The organism is Allostella sp. (assembly GCF_041913585.1).
Taxonomy (GTDB): Bacteria; Pseudomonadota; Alphaproteobacteria; order ATCC43930; family Allostellaceae; genus Allostella.
The window spans coordinates 1-20,438 of sequence record NZ_JAYSFE010000087.1 but is presented as its reverse complement, the minus strand read 5'-3'; the positions used below and the strand labels follow the sequence as shown (position 1 = coordinate 20,438).

The following is a 20,438-nucleotide window of genomic DNA, read 5'->3' as shown; positions in this document are numbered from 1 at the left end:
ATGCGGACCATCCGGCCGCCGGTCGTCGTCGTCGGCACCAGCCGCGGCGCCGTCTCCGCCGGCACCCTGCTGCGCGAGGCGACGGGCGCAGGCCGCCCGGACGGGCTCGTCTTGACCGCGCCGATGCTGATGCCGACCGCCGACCGGCAGCCGAGCTTCCTCAGCGCGATCGGCAACGCGCCGCGTCGCGCCCGCCTGCCGCTGCTCGTCGTCGGCCATGTCCGCGACACCTGCCGGGTGACGCTGCCCGCCTCGATCCTGGCCTTCCGCGACTGGCACGGCGGTGCGGTCGACGTCGTGCTGCTCGACGGGCCGGCGGGGGAGGGCGATCCGTGCGAGGCGCGCTCGGCCCACGGCTTCGCCGGCATCGACGGCGAGGTCGTGGCCACCGTCACGCGGTGGTTGGGGCGCCTGGCACGGTAGCGGCCATCCGCTCTTCCAGCATCGCCAGGAACCCGGCGACGATGCGCTCGGGATCGCAGCCTTCGGGCGAGACCAGCCACTCGACCCAGGCGCCCTTGAGCAGCGCCATGAGCAGGCGCGCCGTCTCGACCGGGTCGACGGCGCTGCCGCGGGTGCGCGCGATGTCGCCGACCAGCCCCTCCAGCCGGCGGCGCAGGCGCCCGTAGGTCTCCTCGTGGGCGGCCCGCATCGCGGCGTCCGACTGGCTCAGGCTCCACAGGATGTAGCGGGCGCGGACATAGTCGCGGTCGAGGATCGGCGGCCGCAGGCCGACCAGGAGGATCGCGCGGAGCTGCGCCATCGGGTCGGGCCCGGCCGCGGCAATCGCCGCCTCGGCGGCGGCGTAGAAGCGGTCGGAGAGGTGCCGGGTCGTCGCCGCCAGGAGCTCGCCCTTGGTCTGGAAATGGTGGCGCACCATGCCGAGCGACAGGCCGGCGATGGCCGCGATCGCGCGGACGCTGGTGCCGGCATCGCCGTGCAGGCAGAGCGAGCGGAAGGTGGCGTCGATCAGCTGCCGGCGGCGCACCTCGGGCGCCAGCTTGCTGAAGCTGCGGCGGGCGGCGGCGGGGCTGCCGCCGGGCGGGGCGCTGGGACGGTCCTGATCCATCTCGTCGCCTCGCTTGATAGCGCCGGCCGGCGCGCGCGGCCATTGCGCCGTCGCCGCGGTCGCCGTAACTTCATACGATCGTATAGAGTGGCGAGGGGAGATCGTCATGGACGGGGACCGCAGCATCCAGCCGCAACTGGCGGCCACCCGCTCGGAACTGCTGCGCGCGCGGCACGTCCCGGGCGCCATCTACGCCTCGCCCGAGATCTACCGCCGCGAGATGGTCGAGTATTTCGGCCGCGAATGGCTCTTCGTCGGCCGCGAGGAGCAGTTCGCCGCCCCCGGCGACTACGAGGCGCGGCGCATCGCCGAACGGCCGATCGTCATCGCCCGCGACAAGCGCGGCGAGCTCAACGCCTTCTACAACATGTGCGCCCATCGCGGCGTCGAGGTGGCCGAGGGGCGGGGCAACGCCCGCATGTTCAAGTGCCCCTATCACGGCTGGACCTACGACCTGACCGGCCAGCTCACCGGCGCCGCCTACATGCGCGAGTCGGAGGGGTTCGACCCGGCCGGGTGCCGCCTGCCGCCGATCGCGCTCCGGACCTGGCGCGGGAACGTGTTCGTCTCGTTCCATCCCGAGCCCCGGGACTTCGCGGCGGCGATGGCCGAGTTCGAGGCCGACTTCGCCATCCTCCACACCGAGCGCTGCCGCGTCGCCGACCTCACCCGCATCCGGCTCGCCTGCAACTGGAAATTCTTCCACGAGAATCTGATGGACTTCTACCATGTGGGGGTCCTGCACGCGAAATCGTTCGGCGCGCGCTTCGGCTGGACGCCGGAGAACGTCGCGCTGAAGCCGGGCGGGGGCATCACCATCCGCTACGACGCCGCGCCCTCGACCCCGGACGGCCAGACGCGCTTCGCCAAGGCCCCCTGGCTGGAGGACCGGCCCAACAGCTTCGCCTGCACCGGGTTCCTGCCGCCCAACCTGACGCTCTTCGGCCGCGTCGACTGCGTCAAGCTGATGACCGCCTGGCCGCTCGGCCCCGACGCCTGCGAGGTCCTGATCTACCTGCTCTTTCCCGAGGAGTTCTTCGCCGACCCGGAGTTCGAGGCCAAAGTCGAGGTCTACCGGGCCTACCAGAAGGTGATCTACGAGGAGGATCGCAGCATGATCGAATCGATGCAGCTCGCGATGGCCTCGCCGGTCTATGCGCCCGGCCGCATGTCGATCATGGAGAAGCCGATCCACCATTTCCTCAACGCCTATCTCGACCGCATGTTCGGCCCCGGTGCCTGAGATGCCGCACCTGCCGCTCGTCGTCGCCGCGGTCCGGCGGGAGGCCGCCGACGTGGTGGCGATCGACCTCGCCCACCCGGCGGGTCGGCCGCTGCCGCCCTTCGCGGCGGGCGCCCATGTCCGGGTGCGGGCGGGCGAGGGGCCGGTGCGCCAGTATTCGCTGGTGAACGGGCCGGACGACCGCTGGGCCTACCGGATCGCGGTCAAGCTGGAGCCCGCCTCGCGCGGCGGGTCGGCGGCGATGCACCGGCTCGTTCCCGGTGACACGGTGCTGGCCTCGCTGCCGGTCGACGGCTTCCCGGTCGACTGGTCGCAGGGGCCGCTCCTGCTGCTCGCGGGCGGCATCGGCGTGACGCCGCTCCTCGGGATGGCGCGGCACGCGGTCGCGCGCGGCCATCCGTTCCAGCTGCACCATTTCGCGCGCTCGGCCGAAGCCGCGGCCTTCGCCGGCATCCTCGACGGCCCGGAGTTCGCGGGCCGGGCGCGCGCCCATTTCGGCCTCGATCCCGCGGCGGTGCCGGTCCGCCTCGCCGAGATCCTGGCCGGGGCCGCGGCACCCGGCGTCCACGCCTATGTCTGCGGCCCGGCCGCGTTCATGGCGGCGGCGCGGGCCGTAGGCGGGCCGGCGCTCGGCGCCGAGGCGCTGCATTTCGAGTATTTTACGGCGGCGCCCGGCGACGGCGGCGGCGGCGGCGCCGATCGCGAGATCGCCGTGCATCTCGCCCACAGCGGCCGCGACCTGCGGGTGCCGGCCGGGCGCAGCATCCTCTCGGTGCTCCAGGAGCACGGGATCGCGGTCGACTGTTCCTGCCTGGAAGGCGTGTGCGGCATGTGCGTGACCGAGGTGCTGGCGGGCGAGCCCGACCATCGCGACCATTTCCTCAGCCAGCCGGCCCGGGCGGCGGGCGACGTCATGACCATCTGCGTGTCGCGCGCCCGCGGCGCCGCGCTGACGCTTGCCCTCTGAAGGCCGGCCGGTGATCTCGCCCCGCCTGCAACGCGCCGCCGACACGCTGGTCCGGGCGCAGTTCGCGGTCGCTCCCGGCGAGAGCGTGCTCGTCACCGCCGACGACGCCACCGAGCGTGTCCTCGTCGACGCCATCGCCGCCGCCGTGCTGCGCGCCGGGGCCCGCCCGCTGGTGGCGCTGGCGCCGCAGCTTCCGTTCCAGGGCGGGCTCTCCGATCCCTATGTCTCCGACAGCCTGCGGGCCGCCGCCGTCGCCTCGGACGTCTGGTTCGACCTCTGCTTCCCCTATCACGCCGGCTCGACGGCGACCTCCGAGGCGATCGCCGGCCGGCGCTGCCGCTACCTCCTGCTGGCGACGGCGGGAGCGGACAGCTTCGAGCGGCTCTACGGCCAGGTCGACTTCGCGGCGCTGATGGACTTCAACCTCGCCTTCGCCGCGTTCGTCGCCGAGGCGGCGGGCGAGACCATGCGCGTCGCCTGCCCGCTCGGCACCGACCTCGCCTGGACGATCGACCGGCCGAAGCTGGTCCGCGAACGGGTGGCGCGGACGCCGGGCCTCCATACGGTGCCGGGCACCCAGAGCTTCTACCCGGTCGCGGACAGCGTCCGCGGCCGCGTCGTGCTCCAGGCGCTCTTCGACGAGGACCACCGCATCCTGCGCCGCCCGATCACCATCCTGGTCGAGGACCGCATCCGCGCCATCGAGGGCGGGGCGGCCGAGGACCGGCCGCGACTGGAGCGGGCACTGCGCCGCGCCAACGGTGGCGGCCACGATTTCGGCCGCTGCATCCACTTCACCTTCGGCTTCCATCCGGCGGCCCGGCTGACCGGTCGCCATTTCATCGAGGACATCCGCGTCCCGGGGTCGAACGCGATCGGCATGGGCCTGCCCTGGTGGGAGCCGGGCGGCGGGGAGAACCACCCGGACGGGATCGCGCTCGACCAGTCGGTGTGGGTCGGCGACCGCATGATCGCTAGGGATGGCCTGCTCGTCGGCCCGCCCGAACTGAAGGCGCCCTACGACGCGATGGTGCGGCGCCTCGACTGAGGCGGGCGGCCGGGATGCCGCAACTGGAGAATTGCCCTCGCGAGAATCTCCTATAGGGTTGGCAGGGACCGGGCATCGAACCGGGGGCCGCACCCGCGGGGAGGCATCGAGTGAGCGACAGGCCCGAGGGCGGGCGCCGCCCGACCATTCGCCGCTTCCTGCTGGTGCGGATCGTCGGCATCTGCCTGATATCGTTCACTCTCTTTGGTGGCGCGGCGTACCTCCTGATCGTCCGGCCGGCCCAAGACGAGCTGGCCCAGGTCGCGATGGAACTCTCCGCCGACCGTCTGGAGGCGGAATTCCGCTCGACGGCGGCGGGGGCCCGGCAGTTCCTGGCGGTCCTGCGCGACTGGGTGCGCCTCGGCGACACCGATCTCCAGGATCCGTCCGATCTCGTCCGGGTCTCGATCTCGCAGCTTCGCAACCGGCCGTTCCTGCTCAACGTGCTGTTCGCCCGGCGCGACGGCATCGGGCTCATCGTCGGCAAGCATGGCGACGGGTTCCTCGCCCGGCTGATCGACGAACGCGGCGCCAGCGGCCGCCAGCGCTGGCTGCTCTACGATGCCGACGGGCGACCGACCGGCGAGGAGACGATGGCGCGCGACTACGACCCGCGCCTGCGGCCCTGGTTCACCGGGACGGCCCGCGCCGGCCGCGACCACGCCCACTGGACCGACCCCTACATCTTCTTCGAGACGCGCGACCTCGGCCTCACCGTCGCCTCCGAAGTGATGCTTGCGCCCGATGCCGAGCCGCTGGTGATCGGGCTCGACTTCACGGTCCGCGACATCTCCCACCTGACGCGGCGCTTCCGGCTCGGCCGCAGCGGGGGCATCACGCTGCTGACCGAGGACGGGCGGGTGCTCGGCCTGCCCTTCGGCGCGGCGCCGTCGGCGGCGCCCGGCGACCGCGGCGGGCTGCTGGGCCGGCCCGGCGAGATGGGGCTCGCGGCGGTCGAGCGCGGCCTCGCCCTGTGGCAGCAGTCCGGAGAGGCACCCGAGCCGGTCGCCTTCGAGGTCGGGGGGGAGCCGTGGATCGGCCGCTTCCGGCGGCTGCAGCTCGACAATCTCGGCTTGGTCGTCGCCGCCACCGTGCCGCGCGCGGACTTCGCCATCGGCAGCGGCCGGGACGCGGCGGTGATCCTCGCGCTCGCGCTCGGCGTGCTGGTGCTGGCCTACGTCCTCTCCCGGCAGATGTCGCGCCGGTTCCAGCGGATCGTCCAGGAACTCGGTGCGGAAAGTGCCCGCATCGGCGCCATGGAGCTCGACCGGCCGGTGCGGGTGCGGAGCCGCCTCGACGAGATCGCCAGCCTGGTCGACGCCCAGGAGCGCATGCGGCTCATGCTGCGGGCCGCGACCAGCGAACTGGAGGCGACGGTCGCGGCACGGACGCGCGAACTGGCCGACCGCGAGGCGCTGCTGCGCCAGATCCTCGACACCGTGCCGATCGGCCTCAGCATGGTCCGCCACGGCAACGGCGTCGAGCCGACGGTGGTCATGACCAATGCCGCCGGGGCGGCGATGTTCGGCCATCGGCCGGAAGATCTGGTCGGCCGCCCGATCTCGGACTTCTGGGTGCGGGCCGAGGACCGCGCCCGCTACGTCGCCCTGTTCCGCGAGCAGTCGGGCGTCGACGGCTTCGAGGCGAGGATGCGCCGGCGCGACGGCGGTGAACTCTGGGTCTCGCTGACCGCCGTCGTGACCAGCTATCTCGGCGAGGCGGTCGTCCTCGCCGCCTTCCAGGACGTCTCTGCCCGCAAGGAGGCCGAGGCGCAGATCCGCCGCTATGCCGACCTCATCCAGCGCATTGCCGACACCGCACCGGCGGCGCTGTTCGAGGCGCGGGTGGCGCCCCCCGGCGCCGACGGGAGGACCGTGCCGGCGCTGCGCTTCACCTTCCTCAGCCGTTCGATCGAGCCGATCCTCGGGGTGCCGGCCGAGGACATCCTGCGGGACCCGGCCGAGCGCCTGCGCAACGCCGACCCGGACGATCGCCGGAGGATGCTCGCGTCGGCCGACCGTTTCGCCGACATGCGGGAGGCGTCGCAGGACGAATTCCGGGTCGTCGTCGGCGGCGAGGAGCGCTGGGTGCTCCGGCGATGCGAGGCGCCGCGCCGCGATCCCGACGGGGGCGGCACCATCGTCGGCTTCTACATCGACATCACCGAACGCCGGCGTTCGGAGGAGACGCTGCGGGTCGAGAAGCTGCGCACCGAGGAGGCGCTGCGCAAGCTGCGCGAGACCCAGGCGCAGCTCGTCCAGGCGGAGAAGTTGAGCGCGCTCGCCGGCCTCGTCGCCGGGGTGGCGCACGAGATCAACACGCCCGTCGGAATCACCTATACCGCCGCCTCGACCCTGGCCGACGAGACCCGGCGGCTCAAGGACATGGCCGACGCCGGCACCGCCAAGCGTTCCGACGTGATGCGGTTCCTGGCCCTCGCCCAGGAGACGACGGCGCTGATGGAGACCCACTGCCGCAACGCCGCCGACCTCATCCAGAGTTTCAAGAAGGTCGCCGTCGACCAGTCGAGCGACGACCGGCGAACCTTTCGCCTGGAACCCTATCTCGAGGAGATCGTCCTCAGCCTGCGGCCGCAGTACCGCAAGGCCGGACACCAAGTGGTAGTCGACTGCCCGGCCGACGTCACGCTCGACAGCTATCCGGGGGCGGTCAGCCAGATCGTCACCAACCTGATCGTCAACTCGACCATCCACGCCTTTGCCGAGGGCGTGGCCGGCACCATGCGGCTGACCGCACGCGCCATCGGCGAGGGCTGGATCGAGTTGCGCTACCAGGACGACGGCCGCGGCATCCCGCCGGAGAACCGGGCGCGCATCTTCGAGCCGTTCTTCACGACGCGCCGCGGGCAGGGCGGCAGCGGCCTCGGCCTCCACATCCTGCACAACCTCGTCGTCGTCAAATTGGGTGGGCAGGTCCGCTACGAAGACACCCCTGGTGGTGGAGCCACGTTCGTGATGCAATTGCCGACGGTGGCCAGGGCGTAGTTCCGGCTGCCTGCAACCCGCGGGGTCCCGGATGGCGGACGACGACGACTTCTTTCCCGACGACGGGGCGCCGGCCGACGCCCCGGGCGCCGGCGTCGCCGCGGAGCCATGGCCCGTCCTCGTCGTCGACGACGAGCCCGGAATTCATCAGGTGACCCGGCTGGCGCTGGACGGCGTCACCTTCAAGGACCGGCCGATCGCACTGATCTCGGCCTATTCCGCGAGCGAGGCGCTGGCCGTGCTGCGCACGCGGGAGGACATTGCGCTGATCCTGCTCGACGTCGTCATGGAATCGGACCATGCCGGCCTCGAACTGGTGCGGCGGATCCGCCAGGACCTCGGCAATCACCGGGTCCGCATCATCCTGCGCACCGGCCAGCCCGGGATCGCCCCGGAACGTCAGGTGATCGAGAACTACGACATCAACGACTACAAGGCGAAGACCGAGCTGACGCGCGACAAGCTCTACACCGCCCTGATCGGCACGCTCCGGTCCTACGCCGACATCCTGACCATCGAGCAGAGCCGGCGGGTGATCGAGGCGAACCGCCAGGGACTGCTGAAGATCATCGACGCCGCCTCGACCGTCTTCCGGCAGCAGTCGGTGCCGCGCTTCGCCGAAGGCGTGCTCGTGCAGCTCAATGCCCTGCTGTTCCCCGACGACGAGGCCGTGTTCGCCCGCTCGGGCGGGCTCGCCGCCCTGTCCGACGCGGCGCCGCTCACCGTCGTGGCGGCGACCGGCCGCTATGCCGGCCGCACCGATCGCGACCTCCGCGACCTCGTCGACCCGCCGGTCGCCGCCACCATCGACCGCGCGGTCGCCGAGCGCCGCAGCATCCGCGCCACCGACCATTTCGTCGGCTATGTCGGCGGGCCGCGGGGCGAGGCGAACCTGCTGGTGATCGACGGGCCCGTGGCGCTCTCGAAGGCGGACGCCGATCTCCTCGAACTCTTCTGCCGCAATGTCGGGATCGGCTACGAGAACCTGCTGCTGCGCGGCGAGGTCGAGCAGACCCAGCGCGACATCATCTACCGGCTGGGCGAGGTGGTGGAGACCCGCTCCAAGGAGACCGGCAACCATGTCCGGCGCCTCGCCGAGTATTCGCACATCCTGGGGCGGGCCCTGGGACTGGACGAGGTCGAGGCCGAGATCCTGCGCACCGCCTCGCCGATGCACGACATCGGCAAGGTCGGAATCCCGGACAGCATCCTGAACAAGCCGGGCCCGCTCACCGACGCGGAGCGCGCGGTCATGAAGACCCACGCCGCGATCGGCTGGCAGATGCTGCGGGACGCGCGCCCGCGCATCCTCCAGGCGGGCGCCGTCATCGCCCACGAGCACCACGAGAAGTGGGACGGCACCGGCTACCCGCGCGGCCTCGCCGGCGAGGAGATCCACCTCTATGGGCGGATCACGGCGCTGGCCGACGTGTTCGACGCGCTCGCCAGCGCCCGGGTCTACAAGAAGGCGTGGGAGATGCCGCGCGTCCTGGAACTGATCCGGAGCGAGCGCGGACGGCACTTCGATCCGGCCGTCGTCGACGCCTTCTTCGGCGCACTCGACGAGATCGAGGCGATCCGCGGGCGCTACTCCGACACCGTCGACGCCGCCGCCTGAAGGCGCCCGCCGGCTGCTCCAGGGTCGCCGCGGCGAGCGGCGATCAGGCGTCGACCCGCGGTCCCCACAGCTTCGGCCCGTAGGCGCCGGCATAGAGGGCGAAGGCCAGGATCCAGGCGAGGCCGGAGAGCACCAGTCCGCCCTGGTGGAGGTCGGGCAGGAGCGTCGCGCCGACCCGCGTCACGGCCGCGACCGTGACCAGGACGTAGATGGCGGAGGTGGCGCGGTCGGCGGCGAGCGCCCGGCCGGTATGGCCGAGGGTGGCGCGGGTCATCATCGCCAGCATCATCGTCGCCATGGCGCCGGCGCCGAAGGCGTGGAGGGTCGCCGCCCGCGGCACGATCCCGGGCGCGAGCAGGCTGGCGGTCATCAGGGCGAAGCCGATCGCAACCCAGAGATAGCCGAGATGCAGCACCAGCACGAGCGGCTCGGCCGTCGTCCGCCATCCCTGCCAGCGCGCCAGCCGGAGGGCGTGGGCGGCGGCGCAGAGGCCGGCGACCGCCGCTGCGGCGGGACCCTCCGGGCCGGCGACCCACAGCGCCGCGGCGGCAACCGTCAGGGCGAGGACGAGGGCGTCGAGCCGCGGTCCCGCCACCGGCAGCGGTTCGCCGCGCCCGGTCATGACGAGCCAGTTGCGGGTGAAGGCCGGGACGATGCGGCCGCCGATGACGGCGATCAGCAGCACGATCGTGAGCAGGCCGATCTCGGGTCCGGCGGTGGCGCCGCCCGGCAGCAGGCCGGCCATGTCGGCGTGGACCAGGCCGTTGCCGGCGAGCAGGACCAGCGCGCCGGCCACCATCGGCAGGTTCCGCCAGTTTCGGCCGGCGGCGACCTGGGCGGCGGTGCGGACCGTCAGGATCAGCAGGAACGCCAGGTCGAGCACGGCGGTGAGCCCGGTTCCGAGCGTGTCCGGTGCCAGCATGGCGACCCGGCCCAGGAGCCAAGCCGCGGCGATCGCGGCCAGGAGCGGCCCGGTCGCCTTCGGCCGGCCGGTCCAGCTCGGGACGGCCGTCAGCAGGAAGCCGCCGACGACGCCGGCGCCGACCCCGAAGACCATCTCGTGGGTGTGCCACGCGAGCGCCCCGTAGCTGCCGCCCGGCGACGGACCGCCGGAGAGCGCGGCCAGCCACAGGCCGAGGGCGACCGCCGCCCAGACGGCGGCGCCGAGGAAGAGGGGGCGGAACCCGTCCCGCAGGATCGGGGGCGGCAGCGCCGCCTCGGCGCCGCCGATGCTGATCGGACGAACCGTCATGACGAGACTCCGTTGCGATCGCCGCCGGCTACTGCACCAGCGGCGTCTCGCTGCCCGTGAGGTCGACGCCGCGAAGCTCGCTCCGGCCGGCGAGGAGTTGCAGGTACTGCGCGCTCGCCCGTCGCCATACCGCCTCCTGGAGGTACTCGGCGATCCGCTCGCGGACCGCCTCGAAGGGCAGCTGGCGGCCCTCGATCCGCCGGTCGAGGCGCAGCACATGGACCCCGTAGCGGCTTTTCACCGGCACCGGGCAGAGCTGGCCCGGCTCGAGCGCGAAGAGGAACGTCTCGAACTCCGCCACCGTCTGGCCGCGGCCGACCTGCCCCAGGCTGCCGCCGACGGCGGCGGACGGGCAGGCGGAGTGGGCCCGGGCGAGCTCGGCGAAGCGCGCGGGGTCCTGCTGCAGCTGGCCGATCAGCGCCTCGGCCGCCTGGACGGCCGCCTGATAGGCCGGATGGTCGTCCGGCGCGGCCGACAGCAGGATGTGGGAGGGCTCGAACAGGTCCGGCGAGCGGAACCGCGCCTGGTTGCGATCGTAGTAGCGGCGGCAGGTCTCCTCGTCGGCCTCCGGCACCTGGACCGCCGCCTCGAGCAGGCGGTCGATGAGCGCGTCCTCGTCCGTCCGGCGGCTGGCGCCGTCCTCGGACGGCTCCGCCGCGAGGCCCTGCCGGCGGGCTTCCTGCAGCAGGAGTTCGCGCACCGCGAGCGCGCGCGCCGCCTCGGTCCAGGCCGCCTCGGCGGAGGCGGCCGGATGGTTCTGCATCTCGGCGGCGATCGCCGCCTCCGGGATGACGACGCCGTTGACGCTGGGTTCGGGGTTCATCGCCGCCTCACTTCGCCGGGGCGAGCGGCGCCCGCCGGCTGCGCACCACCTGGTAGCCGGGCCGCCACAGGTAGCGCACGGGCGCGCTCAGCATGTGGACGAGGCGGGTGAACGGGAACACCAGCAGGATCGTCAGGCCGAGGAAGAGGTGCGCCTTGAAGATCGGGTGGGTGTCGCGGACGAAGGACGAGGCCTGGAGGTCGAGGGTGAAGATGCCCTGCGCCCAGGACATGAACTTGACCATCTCGTGGCCGTCCATGTGGCCGAGCGAGATCGGGATGGTGGCGAGGCCGAGCAGCAGCTGGACATAGAGCAGGACCAGGATCGCGATGTCGCTGAAGGACGAGGTCGAGCGGATGCGCGGGTCGGAGAGGCGCCGGTGCAGCAGCATGGTCGCGCCGACGAGGCAGACGATGCCGGCGACGCCGCCGACGGCGATCGCCAGCCCCTGCTTGAAGCCGTGGCCGATGCCCATCCAGTCGAAGACGGCGATCGGCGTCAGCAGCCCGACGAGGTGGCCGAAGAAGACGATCAGGATGCCGACATGGAACAGCACCGAGCCGACCACGAGCTGGCGCCGGCGCAGGAGCTGGCTGGAGCCGGAGCGCCAGGTGTAGGGCTCGCGGTCGTAGCGGATGACGCTGCCGACGGCGAGCACCGCCAGTGCGATGTAGGGATAGATGCCGAAGATCGCGGTATTGAGATAGTCGGCCATGACGGGGCCCTCCTCAGCGCCCCGCCGGCGGGGCCGGCGGCGCGGTCATCTGTTGCAGCATCCACTCGGCCTTGGGGCAGGCGCCGGACGGGTCCGAATCGGGCCCGAAGGTGACGGCGGTCTCGGCCCAGGCGCGGTCCAGCGCCGCCAGGTCCGAGGGATCGTCGTCGGGCTCGGCGCGCGCCGCCGCGAGGTGCTCCGGCGAGGCGGTCGTCTCGGCCAGCGCCTCGAGCGCGGCGAAGACCGGGGCATAGTCGCTCTGCCGCCGCTCCAGCCGCTCGCGCAGCGCGGTCAGGACGTGCAGCGGCTGGCCCAGCAGCTCCCGCGCGCCCTCCATCGGCCGGGTGGCGAGGAACTCGAGAAAGAGCGGCAGGTAGTCCGGCAGCTCGCGGGCCGCGACGAACAGGCCGGCTTCAGCATACATGGTCTGCAGGTCGACCATCGCCTGGCCGCGGTCGCGGCTCTCGCCGTGGACATGCTCGAAGAGATGCAGCGACAGCGACCGGGTGCGGTCGAAGAGCAGGACGTAGCGTTCCTGCAACTCGTAGAGATCGTCGGCGCCGAGGCGGTCGACGAGGCGGTAGAGGCCCGGATGCCGGCGCTCCGACAGCAGACCCTCGGCGACGAGCGCCGCGCGCAGGTCCGGGGCCGCCCGCTGCAGCTCGTCCGTCGGGTAGGACAGCAGCAGCGACAGCACCTTGAAGGTCCGGATCATCGCATCAGCTCCGTCGGGGTCGAGACGGTCTTGCGCCGGGGCTGGGCGAAGAGGTTGCCGGCGGACGACCCGCCGGAGCAGCCGTTGCCGAAGCTGAAGCCGCAGGAGCCGCGGACGTCGTAGGCGTCCTCGCCGATCTCGCGGTGGGCGGTCGGGATGACGAAGCGGTCCTCGTAGTTGGCGATCGCCATGACGTGGTACATCGCCTCGATCTGGGCCGGCGACAGCCCGACGCGGGCGGCGACGGCGTCGTCGATGACGCCGTCGATGGTCTTGGCCCGCATGTAGGCCCGCATCGCCAGCATCCGTTCGAGCGCCAGCGCCACCGGCTCCTCCTTGCCGGCCGTCAGCAGGTTCGCGAGGTAGCGCAGCGGGATGCGCAGGGACCGGACGTCCGGCATGTCGCCGTCGAGCCCGATGCGGCCCGCCTCGGCCGCCGACTGGATCGGCGACAAGGGCGGCACGTACCAGACCATCGGCAGCGTCCGGTACTCGGGATGGAGCGGGAAGGCGACCTTCCAGTCCATCGCCATGCGGTAGACCGGCGAGCGCCGGGCGGCCTCCAGCCACGCCTCCGGCACGCCGTCGCGGCGCGCCTGGGCGATCACCTCGGGATCTTCGGGGTCGAGGAAGATCGAGAGCTGGGCCTCGTAGAGGTCCTTCTCGTCGGGCGCCGACGCCGCCTCGGCGATGCGGTCGGCGTCATAGAGGAGGACGCCGAGATAGCGGATGCGGCCGACGCAGGTCTCCGAGCACACGGTCGGCTGCCCGGCCTCGATGCGCGGGTAGCAGAAGATGCACTTCTCCGACTTCCCGCTCGACCAGTTGTAGTAGATCTTCTTGTAGGGGCAGCCGGAGATGCACATCCGCCAGCCGCGGCACTTCTCCTGGTCGATCAGGACGATGCCGTCGTCCTCCCGCTTGTAGATCGCGCCGGACGGGCAGGCGGCGACGCAGGTCGGGTTGAGGCAGTGCTCGCACAGCCTCGGCAGGTACATCATGAAGGTGTTCTCGAACTGCCCGTAGATCTCCTTCTCGACGCCCTCGAAATTGACGTCCTTCGAGCGCTTGGCGAACTCGCCGCCGAGGATCTCCTCCCAGTTCGGGCCCCACTCGATCTTCTCCATGCGCTCGCCGGTGACGAGCGAACGCGGCCGCGCCGTCGGCGAGGCGCGCAGATCGGGCGCGGTCTGCAGGTGCTCGTAGTCGAAGGTGAACGGCTCGTAGTAGTCGTCGATCTCCGGCAGGTCAGGGTTGGCGAAGATCTTGGCCAGGATGCGCCACTTGGCGCCCATCCTGGGCTGGAGCTTGCCGCCGCGCGTCCGCACCCAGCCGCCGTTCCACTTGCGCTGGTTCTCCCACTCCTTGGGATAGCCGATGCCGGGCTTGGTTTCGACGTTGTTGAACCACGCGTATTCCATGCCTTCGCGATTGGTCCAGACGTTCTTGCAGGTGACGGAGCAGGTGTGACACCCGATGCACTTGTCGAGGTTCAGCACCATGCCGATCTGAGCCCGGATCTTCATTCCGCAGCCTCCATGGCGGCACCGGCCGGCCCTTCGAGCCAGTCGACCTTGTCCATCCGGCGGACGATGACGAACTCGTCGCGGTTGGAACCGACGGTGCCGTAATAGTTGAAACCGTAGGATTGCTGGGCGTAGCCGCCGATCATGTGCGTCGGCTTCAGCACCGCCCGGGTCACCGAATTGTGGATGCCGCCGCGTTGCCCGGTCATCTCCGACCCGGGCACGTTCACGATCTTCTCCTGGGCGTGGTACATGAAGAGGGTTCCCTCCTTCATGCGCTGGGAGACGACGGCGCGGGCGACGAGCGCCCCGTTGGCGTTGTAGGCCTCGACCCAGTCGTTGTCGCGGATCCCCGCCCGGGCGGCGTCGACCTCGCTCATCCACACCACCGGGCCGCCGCGGTTCAGCGTCAGCATCAAGAGGTTGTCGGTGTAGGTGGAGTGGATGCCCCACTTCTGGTGGGGGGTGATGAAGTTGAGGACGACGAACGGCCGTCCGGCCCCGTCCTTCAGCAAGGGCGTGACCGTCTTGGTGTCGATCGGCGGCCGGTAGACGCAGAAGCCTTCGCCGAAGGCCCGCATCCACAGGTGGTCCTGGTAGAGCTGCTGGCGCCCGGTCAAGGTGCGCCACGGGATCAGCTCGTGGACGTTGGTGTAGCCGGCGTTGTAGCAGACCTTCTCGGACTCCAGGCCCGACCAGGTCGGCGAGCTGATGATCTTGCGCGGCTGCGCGACGACGTCGCGGAAGCGGATCTTCTCGTCCTCCTTGGGGATCGCGAGATGGGTGTGGTCGCGGCCGGTCGCCTTGCCGAGGGCGGCCCACGCCTTGACGGCGACCTCGCCGTTGGTCTCCGGCGCCAGCGACAGGATCACCTCGGTGGCGTCGATGTCGGTCTCGATCCGCGGCAGGCCCTTGGTCGGGCCGTCCTCCTGGACGGTTCCGTTGAGCCGGCCGAGCAGCTCGACCTCATGCTGGGTGTTCCAGGAGATGCCCTTGCCGCCGTTGCCGATCGTCGACATCAGCGGCCCGAGCGCGGTGAAGCGGCGGTAGAGGTTGGGGTAGTCGCGCTCGACGACGGTGACCTGGGGCATGGTGCGGCCGGGGATCGCCTCGACCTCGCCCCGCCGCCAGTCGCGGACGTCCATCGCCTGGGCGATCTCGGCCGGGGTGTCGTGCAGGATCGGGGTCAGGACCACGTCCTTCTCGACGCCCAGCACCTCGGGCGCGACCTCGGAGAAGCGCTTGGCGATGCCCTTGTAGATGTCCCAGTCGGTCCGCGATTCCCAGACCGGGTCCACCGCCGCCGACAGCGGGTGGATGAACGGGTGCATGTCCGAGGTGTTGAGGTCGTTCTTCTCGTACCAGGTCGCCGTCGGCAGGACGATGTCGGAATAGACGCAGGTCGTCGACATGCGGAAGTCGAGCGTGACCAGGAGGTCGAGCTTCCCTTCCGGCGCATGCTCGTGCCACTCGACCTCCTGGGAGCGCTGGGCGCCCTCCGCGCCGAGATCCCTGCCGAGCACGCCGTGGCTGGTGCCGAGCAGGTGCTTCAGGAAATACTCGTGGCCCTTGCCCGACGAGCCGAGCAGGTTCGAGCGCCAGACGAAGAGGTTGCGCGGCCAGTTGCGCTCGCCGTCCGGGTTCTCGCAGGACATGCGCAGGCGGCCGTCCTTGAGGCCGGCGGCGACGAAGTCCTTGACCTCCTGGCCGGCGGCCGCGGCGGCGCCGGCGATGGTCAGCGGGTTGGTCTCGAGCTGCGGCGCCGACGGCAGCCAGCCCATGCGTTCGGCGCGGATGTTGTAGTCGATGAGGGTGCCGTCCCACGGCCCCTCGGGCGCCGTCGGCGACAGGATCTCCGGCACCTGCAGGGTCTCGTAGCGCCACTGGTCGGTGTGCGCGTACCAGAACGAGGTCGAGTTCATGTGACGCGGCGGCCGGCCCCAGTCGAGGGCGAAGGCGAGCGGCTGCCAGCCGGTCTGCGGCCGCAGCTTCTCCTGCCCGACATAGTGCGACCAGCCGCCGCCCGACTGGCCGACGCAGCCGCACATCACCAGGAGATTGATGATCCCCCGGTAGTTCATGTCCATGTGGTACCAGTGGTTGAGGCCGGCCCCCAGGATCACCATCGACTTGCCGCGGGTCTTCTCGGCGTTGCGGGCGAACTCGCGCGCCACGGTGACGATGCGGTCGGCCGGGACGCCGGTGATCGCCTCGGCCCAGGCCGGGGTGTAGGGGACCTGGTCCTCGTAGCTGCGGGCGACGTCGTTGCCGCCGAGGCCGCGGTCGAGGCCGTAGTTGGCGCAGAGGAGATCGAACACCGTCGCCACCATCACCTCGCCCTCGGCGAGCGTGACGGCCTTGGCGGGGACCCGGCGCCGCAGCACCGAGGCATGGTCGGTCGAGGCGAAATGCTCGTGCGGCAGGTTGCCGAAATAGGGGAAGGCGACCTCGACCGCCTCGTCGTGGCGGCCGTCCTCGATCAGCGTCAGTTCGAGCTCGACGTTGTGGCCCTCGGCGTCCTTGGACTCGAGGTTCCACTTGCCGGGGTCGCCCCAGCGGAAGCCGACGGAGCCGGTCGGCACGACGACCCGGCCGCTCGTGCGGTCGATCGCCACCGTCTTCCAGTCCGGGTTCTTCTCCTGGCCGAGCGCGCCCGGGAACTCGGACGCCCGCAGGAGCCGCTCCGGCACGAAATGGCCGTCCTTGCGGACCAGCCGCACCAGCATCGGCATGTCGGTGTAGCGGCGGCAATAGTCCTCGAAATAGGCCGCCTGCCGGTCGAGGTGGAACTCGCGCAGGATGACGTGGCCCATCGCCATCGCCAGCGCCGCGTCGGTGCCCTGCTTGGGGTTGAGCCAGAGGTCGGCGAACTTGGCGGCCTCGGAATAGTCCGGGCTGACCACCACGCTCTTGGCGCCCTTGTAGCGGGCCTCGGTGTAGAAATGGGCGTCGGGCGTGCGCGTCTGCGGGACGTTGGAGCCCCACAGGATGAGGAAGCCCGAATTGTACCAGTCGGCGCTTTCCGGCACGTCGGTCTGCTCGCCCCAGGTCTGCGGGCTCGCCGGCGGCAGGTCGCAGTACCAGTCGTAGAACGACATGCAGACGCCGCCCAGCAGCGACAGGTAGCGGGAGCCGGCGGCGTAGGAGACCATCGACATGGCCGGGATCGGCGAGAAGCCGATCACCCGGTCGGGGCCGTAGGTCTTCGCCGTGTAGGCGTTGGCCGCGGCGATGATGTCGTTGACCTCGTCCCAGGTCGCCCGGACGAAGCCGCCGAGGCCGCGCCGCGCGGTGTAGGAGCGGCGCTTGGCCGGGTCCTCGACGATCGAGGCCCAGGCGGCGACCGGCTGGCGCAGGCGCCGCGCCTCCCGCCACAGCTTCAGCAGGGCGGAACGGACCAGCGGGTATTTCACCCGGTTGCCGGAATACATGTACCAGCTGTAGCTGGCCCCGCGCGAACAGCCGCGCGGCTCGTGGTTGGGCAGGTCGGGCCGGGTGCGCGGATAGTCGGTCTGCTGCGTCTCCCAGGTGACGATCCCGCCCTTGACGTAGATCTTCCAGGAGCAGGAGCCGGTGCAGTTGGCACCGTGGGTCGAGCGCACGATCTTGTCGTGCTGCCAGCGCTTGCGGTAGCCCTCCTCCCACCGCCGGTCCTCGGCGGTGGTGATCCCGTGGCCGCCGGCGAAGGTCGACCGGGGGGACAGGAAGTTCAGGCGATCCAGGAGATGGCTCACGGGAATCGTCCTCCTCATTCGGCAGGGGCAGAGGCGGCCGGCGTCTTCGCCGAACCGCGCTCGATGTCGTGGAGCAGGCCGCCCGGCCGCGTGTAGACGACCCAGGTCAGGGCGGCGCAGGTGACGTAGAAGGCGAGGAAGCCCCAGAGCGCGGCGACCGGGGTCCCGGTCAGCGCGATCGAGGAACCGTAGGCCTTGGGCACGAAGAAGGCGCCGTAGGCGGCGACCGCCGAGGTGAAGCCGATGATGGCGGCCGATTCCTTGTCGGCGCTGCGCAGGCGCTCGGCCGCGGACGCCCCCGGCATCAGGCGGCCCATCTCCTGGCGCATGATGACCGGGATCATCTGGAAGGTGGAGGCGTTGCCGATGCCGGTCGCGAAGAACAGCACCATGAACATCGCGAAGAAGCCCCAGAAGGCGCCGGGCTGGTCCTTGATGCCGAGGAAGTAGAGGACGCCGCCGACCGCCGCGATCATCAGCACGAAGGTCCACAAGGTGACGCGGCCGCCGCCGAAGCGGTCGGAGACCCAGCCGGTGGCGGCGCGGCTCAGGGCCCCGATCAGCGGGCCGAGGAAGACGTACTGGAGCGAGTCGATCGCCGGGAACTGCGTCTTGGCGAGCAGGGGGAAGCCCGCCGAGTAGCCGATGAAGGAGCCGAAGGTGCCGGTGTAGAGCCAGCACATGATCCAGTTGTGCCGGCGCTGGAAGATCACCGCCTGCTCGCGGAAGGACGCCTTGGCCGACGCCAGGTCGTTCATTCCGACCCAGGCCAGCACGGTGGCGACGATGAGGAACGGCACCCAGATGAAGCCGGCGTTCTGCAGCCACAGCCGCGTCCCGTCCGCCGCCGCCCGCGGCTCGCCGCCGATCGTGCCGAAGACGCCGGCGGTGATGACGATCGGAATGGCGAACTGCATCACGCTGACCCCGGCATTGCCGAGCCCGGCATTGAGGGCGAGCGCGTTGCCCTTCTGCGCCTTGGGGAAGAAGAAGCTGATGTTGGCCATCGAGGAGGCGAAGTTGCCGCCGCCGAGGCCGCAGAGCAGCGCCAGCACCAGGAAGATGAGGTAGGGCGTCGACGGGTCCTGCACGGCGTAGCCGATGCCGAAGGCCGGGATGAGGAGGGACGCCGTCGACAGGGTCGTCCACAGCCGGCCGCCGAAGATCGGCACCATGAAGGAGTAGAAGATCCGGAGCGTCGCCCCCGACAGGCCGGGCAGGGCCGCCAGCCAGAAGAGCTGGTCGGTCGTGTAGGCGAAGCCGATCGCCGGCAGCTTGGCGACGACGACGCTCCACACCATCCAGACCGAGAAGGCGAGCAGCAGGCAGGGGATCGAGATCCAGAGGTTGCGCTGGGCGATGCGGCGTCCCTTGCTCTCCCAGAAGGCCGGATCCTCGGGCCGCCAGTCGGTGACCAGGGCACCGCCCTCGCGGCCGTGGGCGCGGCTGTCGTGGATGCCCTCGAGTTCGGCGAAGGCCGGCAGGTCGGCCAGCTTTTCGCCGGCTGCCGCGCGCTCCATCTGCCGGATCGAGACGTGCATCCAGGTCAGCGACACGACGACGATGGCGAAGAGCAGCATGAAGCAGCTGGTCCACACGCCGACGAGGTCGTTCATGACGCCGAAGGCGATCGGCAGGACGAAGCCGCCGAGCCCGCCGATCAGGCCGACGAGCCCGCCGACCGAACCGACATGGTTGGGGTAGTAGACGGGGATGTGCTTGTAGACGGCCGCCTTGCCGAGCGACATGAAGAAGCCCAGCACGAAGATCGTGATGACGAACGGCACCAGGCCCATCTGGGTCGAGAAGGCGATCGGGCCCTTGATGCCGTGGATGACGTAGTCGGTCGCCGGGTAGGACAGCATGAAGAGGGCGACCAGGGAGACGCCGAGCGTCCAGTACATCACCGTGCGCGCGCCGTAGCGGTCGGAGAGGTAGCCGCCATAGGCGCGGAACAGGCTGGCCGGGATCGAGTAGGCGGCGGCCAGCATGCCGGCCGTCTTCAGGTCCATCCCGTAGACGCCGATGAGGTAGCGCGGCAGCCACAGGGCGAGGGCCACGAAGGCGCCGAAGACGAAGAAGTAGTAGAGCGCGAAGCGCCAGACCTGCTGGTTGCGCAGCGGCTCGAGCTGGAGCAGCGAGCCCGGCGCCCGCTGGCCGGCGGCGCGGCGGCGGACGAGTTCGGGGTCGTCCTCGGTGGTGAACCAGAAGATGACGGCGACGACGACGAGGCCGACTGCCCACACCTGGGCCACCATCTCCCAGCCATAGGCGATGAGCACGAAGGGCGCGAGGAACTTGGTGACCGCGGCGCCGACGTTGCCGGCGCCGAAGATCCCGAGGGCGGTGCCCTGCTTCTCCTTCGGGTACCATTTCGACACATAGGCGATGCCGACCGCGAAGGAGCCCCCCGAGAGGCCGACGCCGAGCGCGGCCAGCAGCAGCATCTCGTAGGTGTGGGCGTAGGACAGCAGGAAGGTCGCGATCGCCGCCAGGACCATGGTGACGAGGTAGACGACCCGGCCGCCGTACTGGTCGGTCCAGATGCCGAGGAAGATGCGGCTGAGCGAGCCGGTCAGGATCGGCGTGCCGACGAGCAGGCCGAACTGGGTGTCCGAGAGGCCGAGGTCGGCCTTTATCTGGACGCCGATGATGGAGAAGATCGTCCACACGGCGAAGCACGCGGTGAACGCCACCGTGCTCATGCCGAGAATGCGGTTCTG

General features: G+C 71.0%; 14 protein-coding genes. 6 read left to right on the top strand and 8 right to left on the bottom strand.

Annotated elements, in window-relative coordinates:
- Positions 1-423: hypothetical protein (locus ACE3Q3_RS16235; protein WP_374447838.1), on the top strand; the 423-nt coding region annotated here is incomplete at its 5' end.
- Here ACE3Q3_RS16235 and ACE3Q3_RS16230 read toward each other — a convergent pair.
- The gene (locus ACE3Q3_RS16230) at positions 392-1,069 is read right to left on the bottom strand and encodes a TetR/AcrR family transcriptional regulator (RefSeq protein WP_374447837.1); all 678 of its coding nucleotides are present in this window, start codon (positions 1,067-1,069) and stop codon (positions 392-394) included. The genes ACE3Q3_RS16235 and ACE3Q3_RS16230 overlap by 32 nt on opposite strands.
- A 106-nt stretch (positions 1,070-1,175) precedes the next feature.
- On the opposite strand from ACE3Q3_RS16230, the gene ACE3Q3_RS16225 reads away from it, so the two are divergent.
- The 5 genes from ACE3Q3_RS16225 to ACE3Q3_RS16205 all read left to right on the top strand — a co-directional run bounded on the left by ACE3Q3_RS16225 (position 1,176) and on the right by ACE3Q3_RS16205 (position 8,950).
- A complete protein-coding gene (locus ACE3Q3_RS16225) occupies positions 1,176-2,312 on the top strand; it encodes an SRPBCC family protein (protein WP_374447835.1) in 1,137 nt (378 codons plus the stop codon).
- A 1-nt stretch (position 2,313) separates the two neighbouring features.
- Positions 2,314-3,279: a 2Fe-2S iron-sulfur cluster-binding protein gene (locus tag ACE3Q3_RS16220; protein WP_374447840.1), complete on the top strand. Its 966-nt coding sequence runs from the start codon at positions 2,314-2,316 to the stop codon at positions 3,277-3,279.
- A gap of 10 nt (positions 3,280-3,289) precedes the next feature.
- Positions 3,290-4,327 (top strand): hypothetical protein, encoded by a 1,038-nt coding sequence (locus tag ACE3Q3_RS16215; RefSeq protein WP_374447833.1) that lies wholly within the window; start codon positions 3,290-3,292, stop codon positions 4,325-4,327.
- A gap of 110 nt (positions 4,328-4,437) precedes the next feature.
- Positions 4,438-7,332: an ATP-binding protein gene (locus ACE3Q3_RS16210; RefSeq protein ID WP_374447830.1), complete on the top strand. Its 2,895-nt coding sequence runs from the start codon at positions 4,438-4,440 to the stop codon at positions 7,330-7,332.
- Positions 7,333-7,363: 31 nt separating this feature from the next.
- Positions 7,364-8,950, top strand: coding sequence for a DUF3369 domain-containing protein (locus tag ACE3Q3_RS16205; protein ID WP_374447829.1), 1,587 nt, complete (start codon positions 7,364-7,366; stop codon positions 8,948-8,950).
- Between the two features lie 43 nt (positions 8,951-8,993).
- On the opposite strand, the gene ACE3Q3_RS16200 is transcribed toward ACE3Q3_RS16205, so the two are convergent.
- The 7 genes from ACE3Q3_RS16200 to ACE3Q3_RS16170 all read right to left on the bottom strand — a co-directional run.
- Complete coding sequence (locus tag ACE3Q3_RS16200) at positions 8,994-10,202, bottom strand: NnrS family protein (RefSeq protein WP_374447828.1); 1,209 nt, start codon at positions 10,200-10,202, stop codon at positions 8,994-8,996.
- 28 nt (positions 10,203-10,230) lie between these two features.
- Positions 10,231-11,025 (bottom strand): peptidylprolyl isomerase, encoded by a 795-nt coding sequence (locus ACE3Q3_RS16195; protein WP_374447827.1) that lies wholly within the window; start codon positions 11,023-11,025, stop codon positions 10,231-10,233.
- 7 nt (positions 11,026-11,032) lie between these two features.
- The gene (gene narI / locus ACE3Q3_RS16190; RefSeq protein ID WP_374447825.1) at positions 11,033-11,740 is read right to left on the bottom strand and encodes a respiratory nitrate reductase subunit gamma; all 708 of its coding nucleotides are present in this window, start codon (positions 11,738-11,740) and stop codon (positions 11,033-11,035) included.
- Positions 11,741-11,753: 13 nt separating this feature from the next.
- Positions 11,754-12,455: a nitrate reductase molybdenum cofactor assembly chaperone gene (gene narJ / locus ACE3Q3_RS16185; protein ID WP_374447824.1), complete on the bottom strand. Its 702-nt coding sequence runs from the start codon at positions 12,453-12,455 to the stop codon at positions 11,754-11,756.
- On the bottom strand, positions 12,452-13,981 hold the full coding sequence (narH, locus tag ACE3Q3_RS16180; protein ID WP_374447822.1) for a nitrate reductase subunit beta: 1,530 nt from the start codon (positions 13,979-13,981) through the stop codon (positions 12,452-12,454). Before narH ends, narJ begins: the two co-directional genes overlap by 4 nt.
- On the bottom strand, positions 13,978-17,715 hold the full coding sequence (locus ACE3Q3_RS16175) for a nitrate reductase subunit alpha (RefSeq protein ID WP_374447820.1): 3,738 nt from the start codon (positions 17,713-17,715) through the stop codon (positions 13,978-13,980). The genes narH and ACE3Q3_RS16175 overlap by 4 nt, the downstream gene beginning before the upstream one ends.
- A 14-nt stretch (positions 17,716-17,729) precedes the next feature.
- A partial coding sequence (locus ACE3Q3_RS16170) for a nitrate/nitrite transporter (protein ID WP_374447818.1) occupies positions 17,730-20,438 on the bottom strand: 2,709 nt, incomplete at its 5' end.

Bases quoted from the DNA above. Each gene is read 5' to 3' on its own strand.
- narH (WP_374447822.1), bottom strand. From the start codon at position 13,981: ATGAAGATCCGGGCTCAGATCGGCATGGTGCTGAACCTCGACAAGTGC.
- ACE3Q3_RS16195 (WP_374447827.1), bottom strand. From the start codon at position 11,025: ATGAACCCCGAACCCAGCGTCAACGGCGTCGTCATCCCGGAGGCGGCG.
- ACE3Q3_RS16225 (WP_374447835.1), top strand. From the start codon at position 1,176: ATGGACGGGGACCGCAGCATCCAGCCGCAACTGGCGGCCACCCGCTCG.
- narI (WP_374447825.1), bottom strand. From the start codon at position 11,740: ATGGCCGACTATCTCAATACCGCGATCTTCGGCATCTATCCCTACATC.
- ACE3Q3_RS16220 (WP_374447840.1), top strand. From the start codon at position 2,314: ATGCCGCACCTGCCGCTCGTCGTCGCCGCGGTCCGGCGGGAGGCCGCC.
- ACE3Q3_RS16205 (WP_374447829.1), top strand. From the start codon at position 7,364: ATGGCGGACGACGACGACTTCTTTCCCGACGACGGGGCGCCGGCCGAC.
- narJ (WP_374447824.1), bottom strand. From the start codon at position 12,455: ATGATCCGGACCTTCAAGGTGCTGTCGCTGCTGCTGTCCTACCCGACG.
- ACE3Q3_RS16200 (WP_374447828.1), bottom strand. From the start codon at position 10,202: ATGACGGTTCGTCCGATCAGCATCGGCGGCGCCGAGGCGGCGCTGCCG.
- ACE3Q3_RS16230 (WP_374447837.1), bottom strand. From the start codon at position 1,069: ATGGATCAGGACCGTCCCAGCGCCCCGCCCGGCGGCAGCCCCGCCGCC.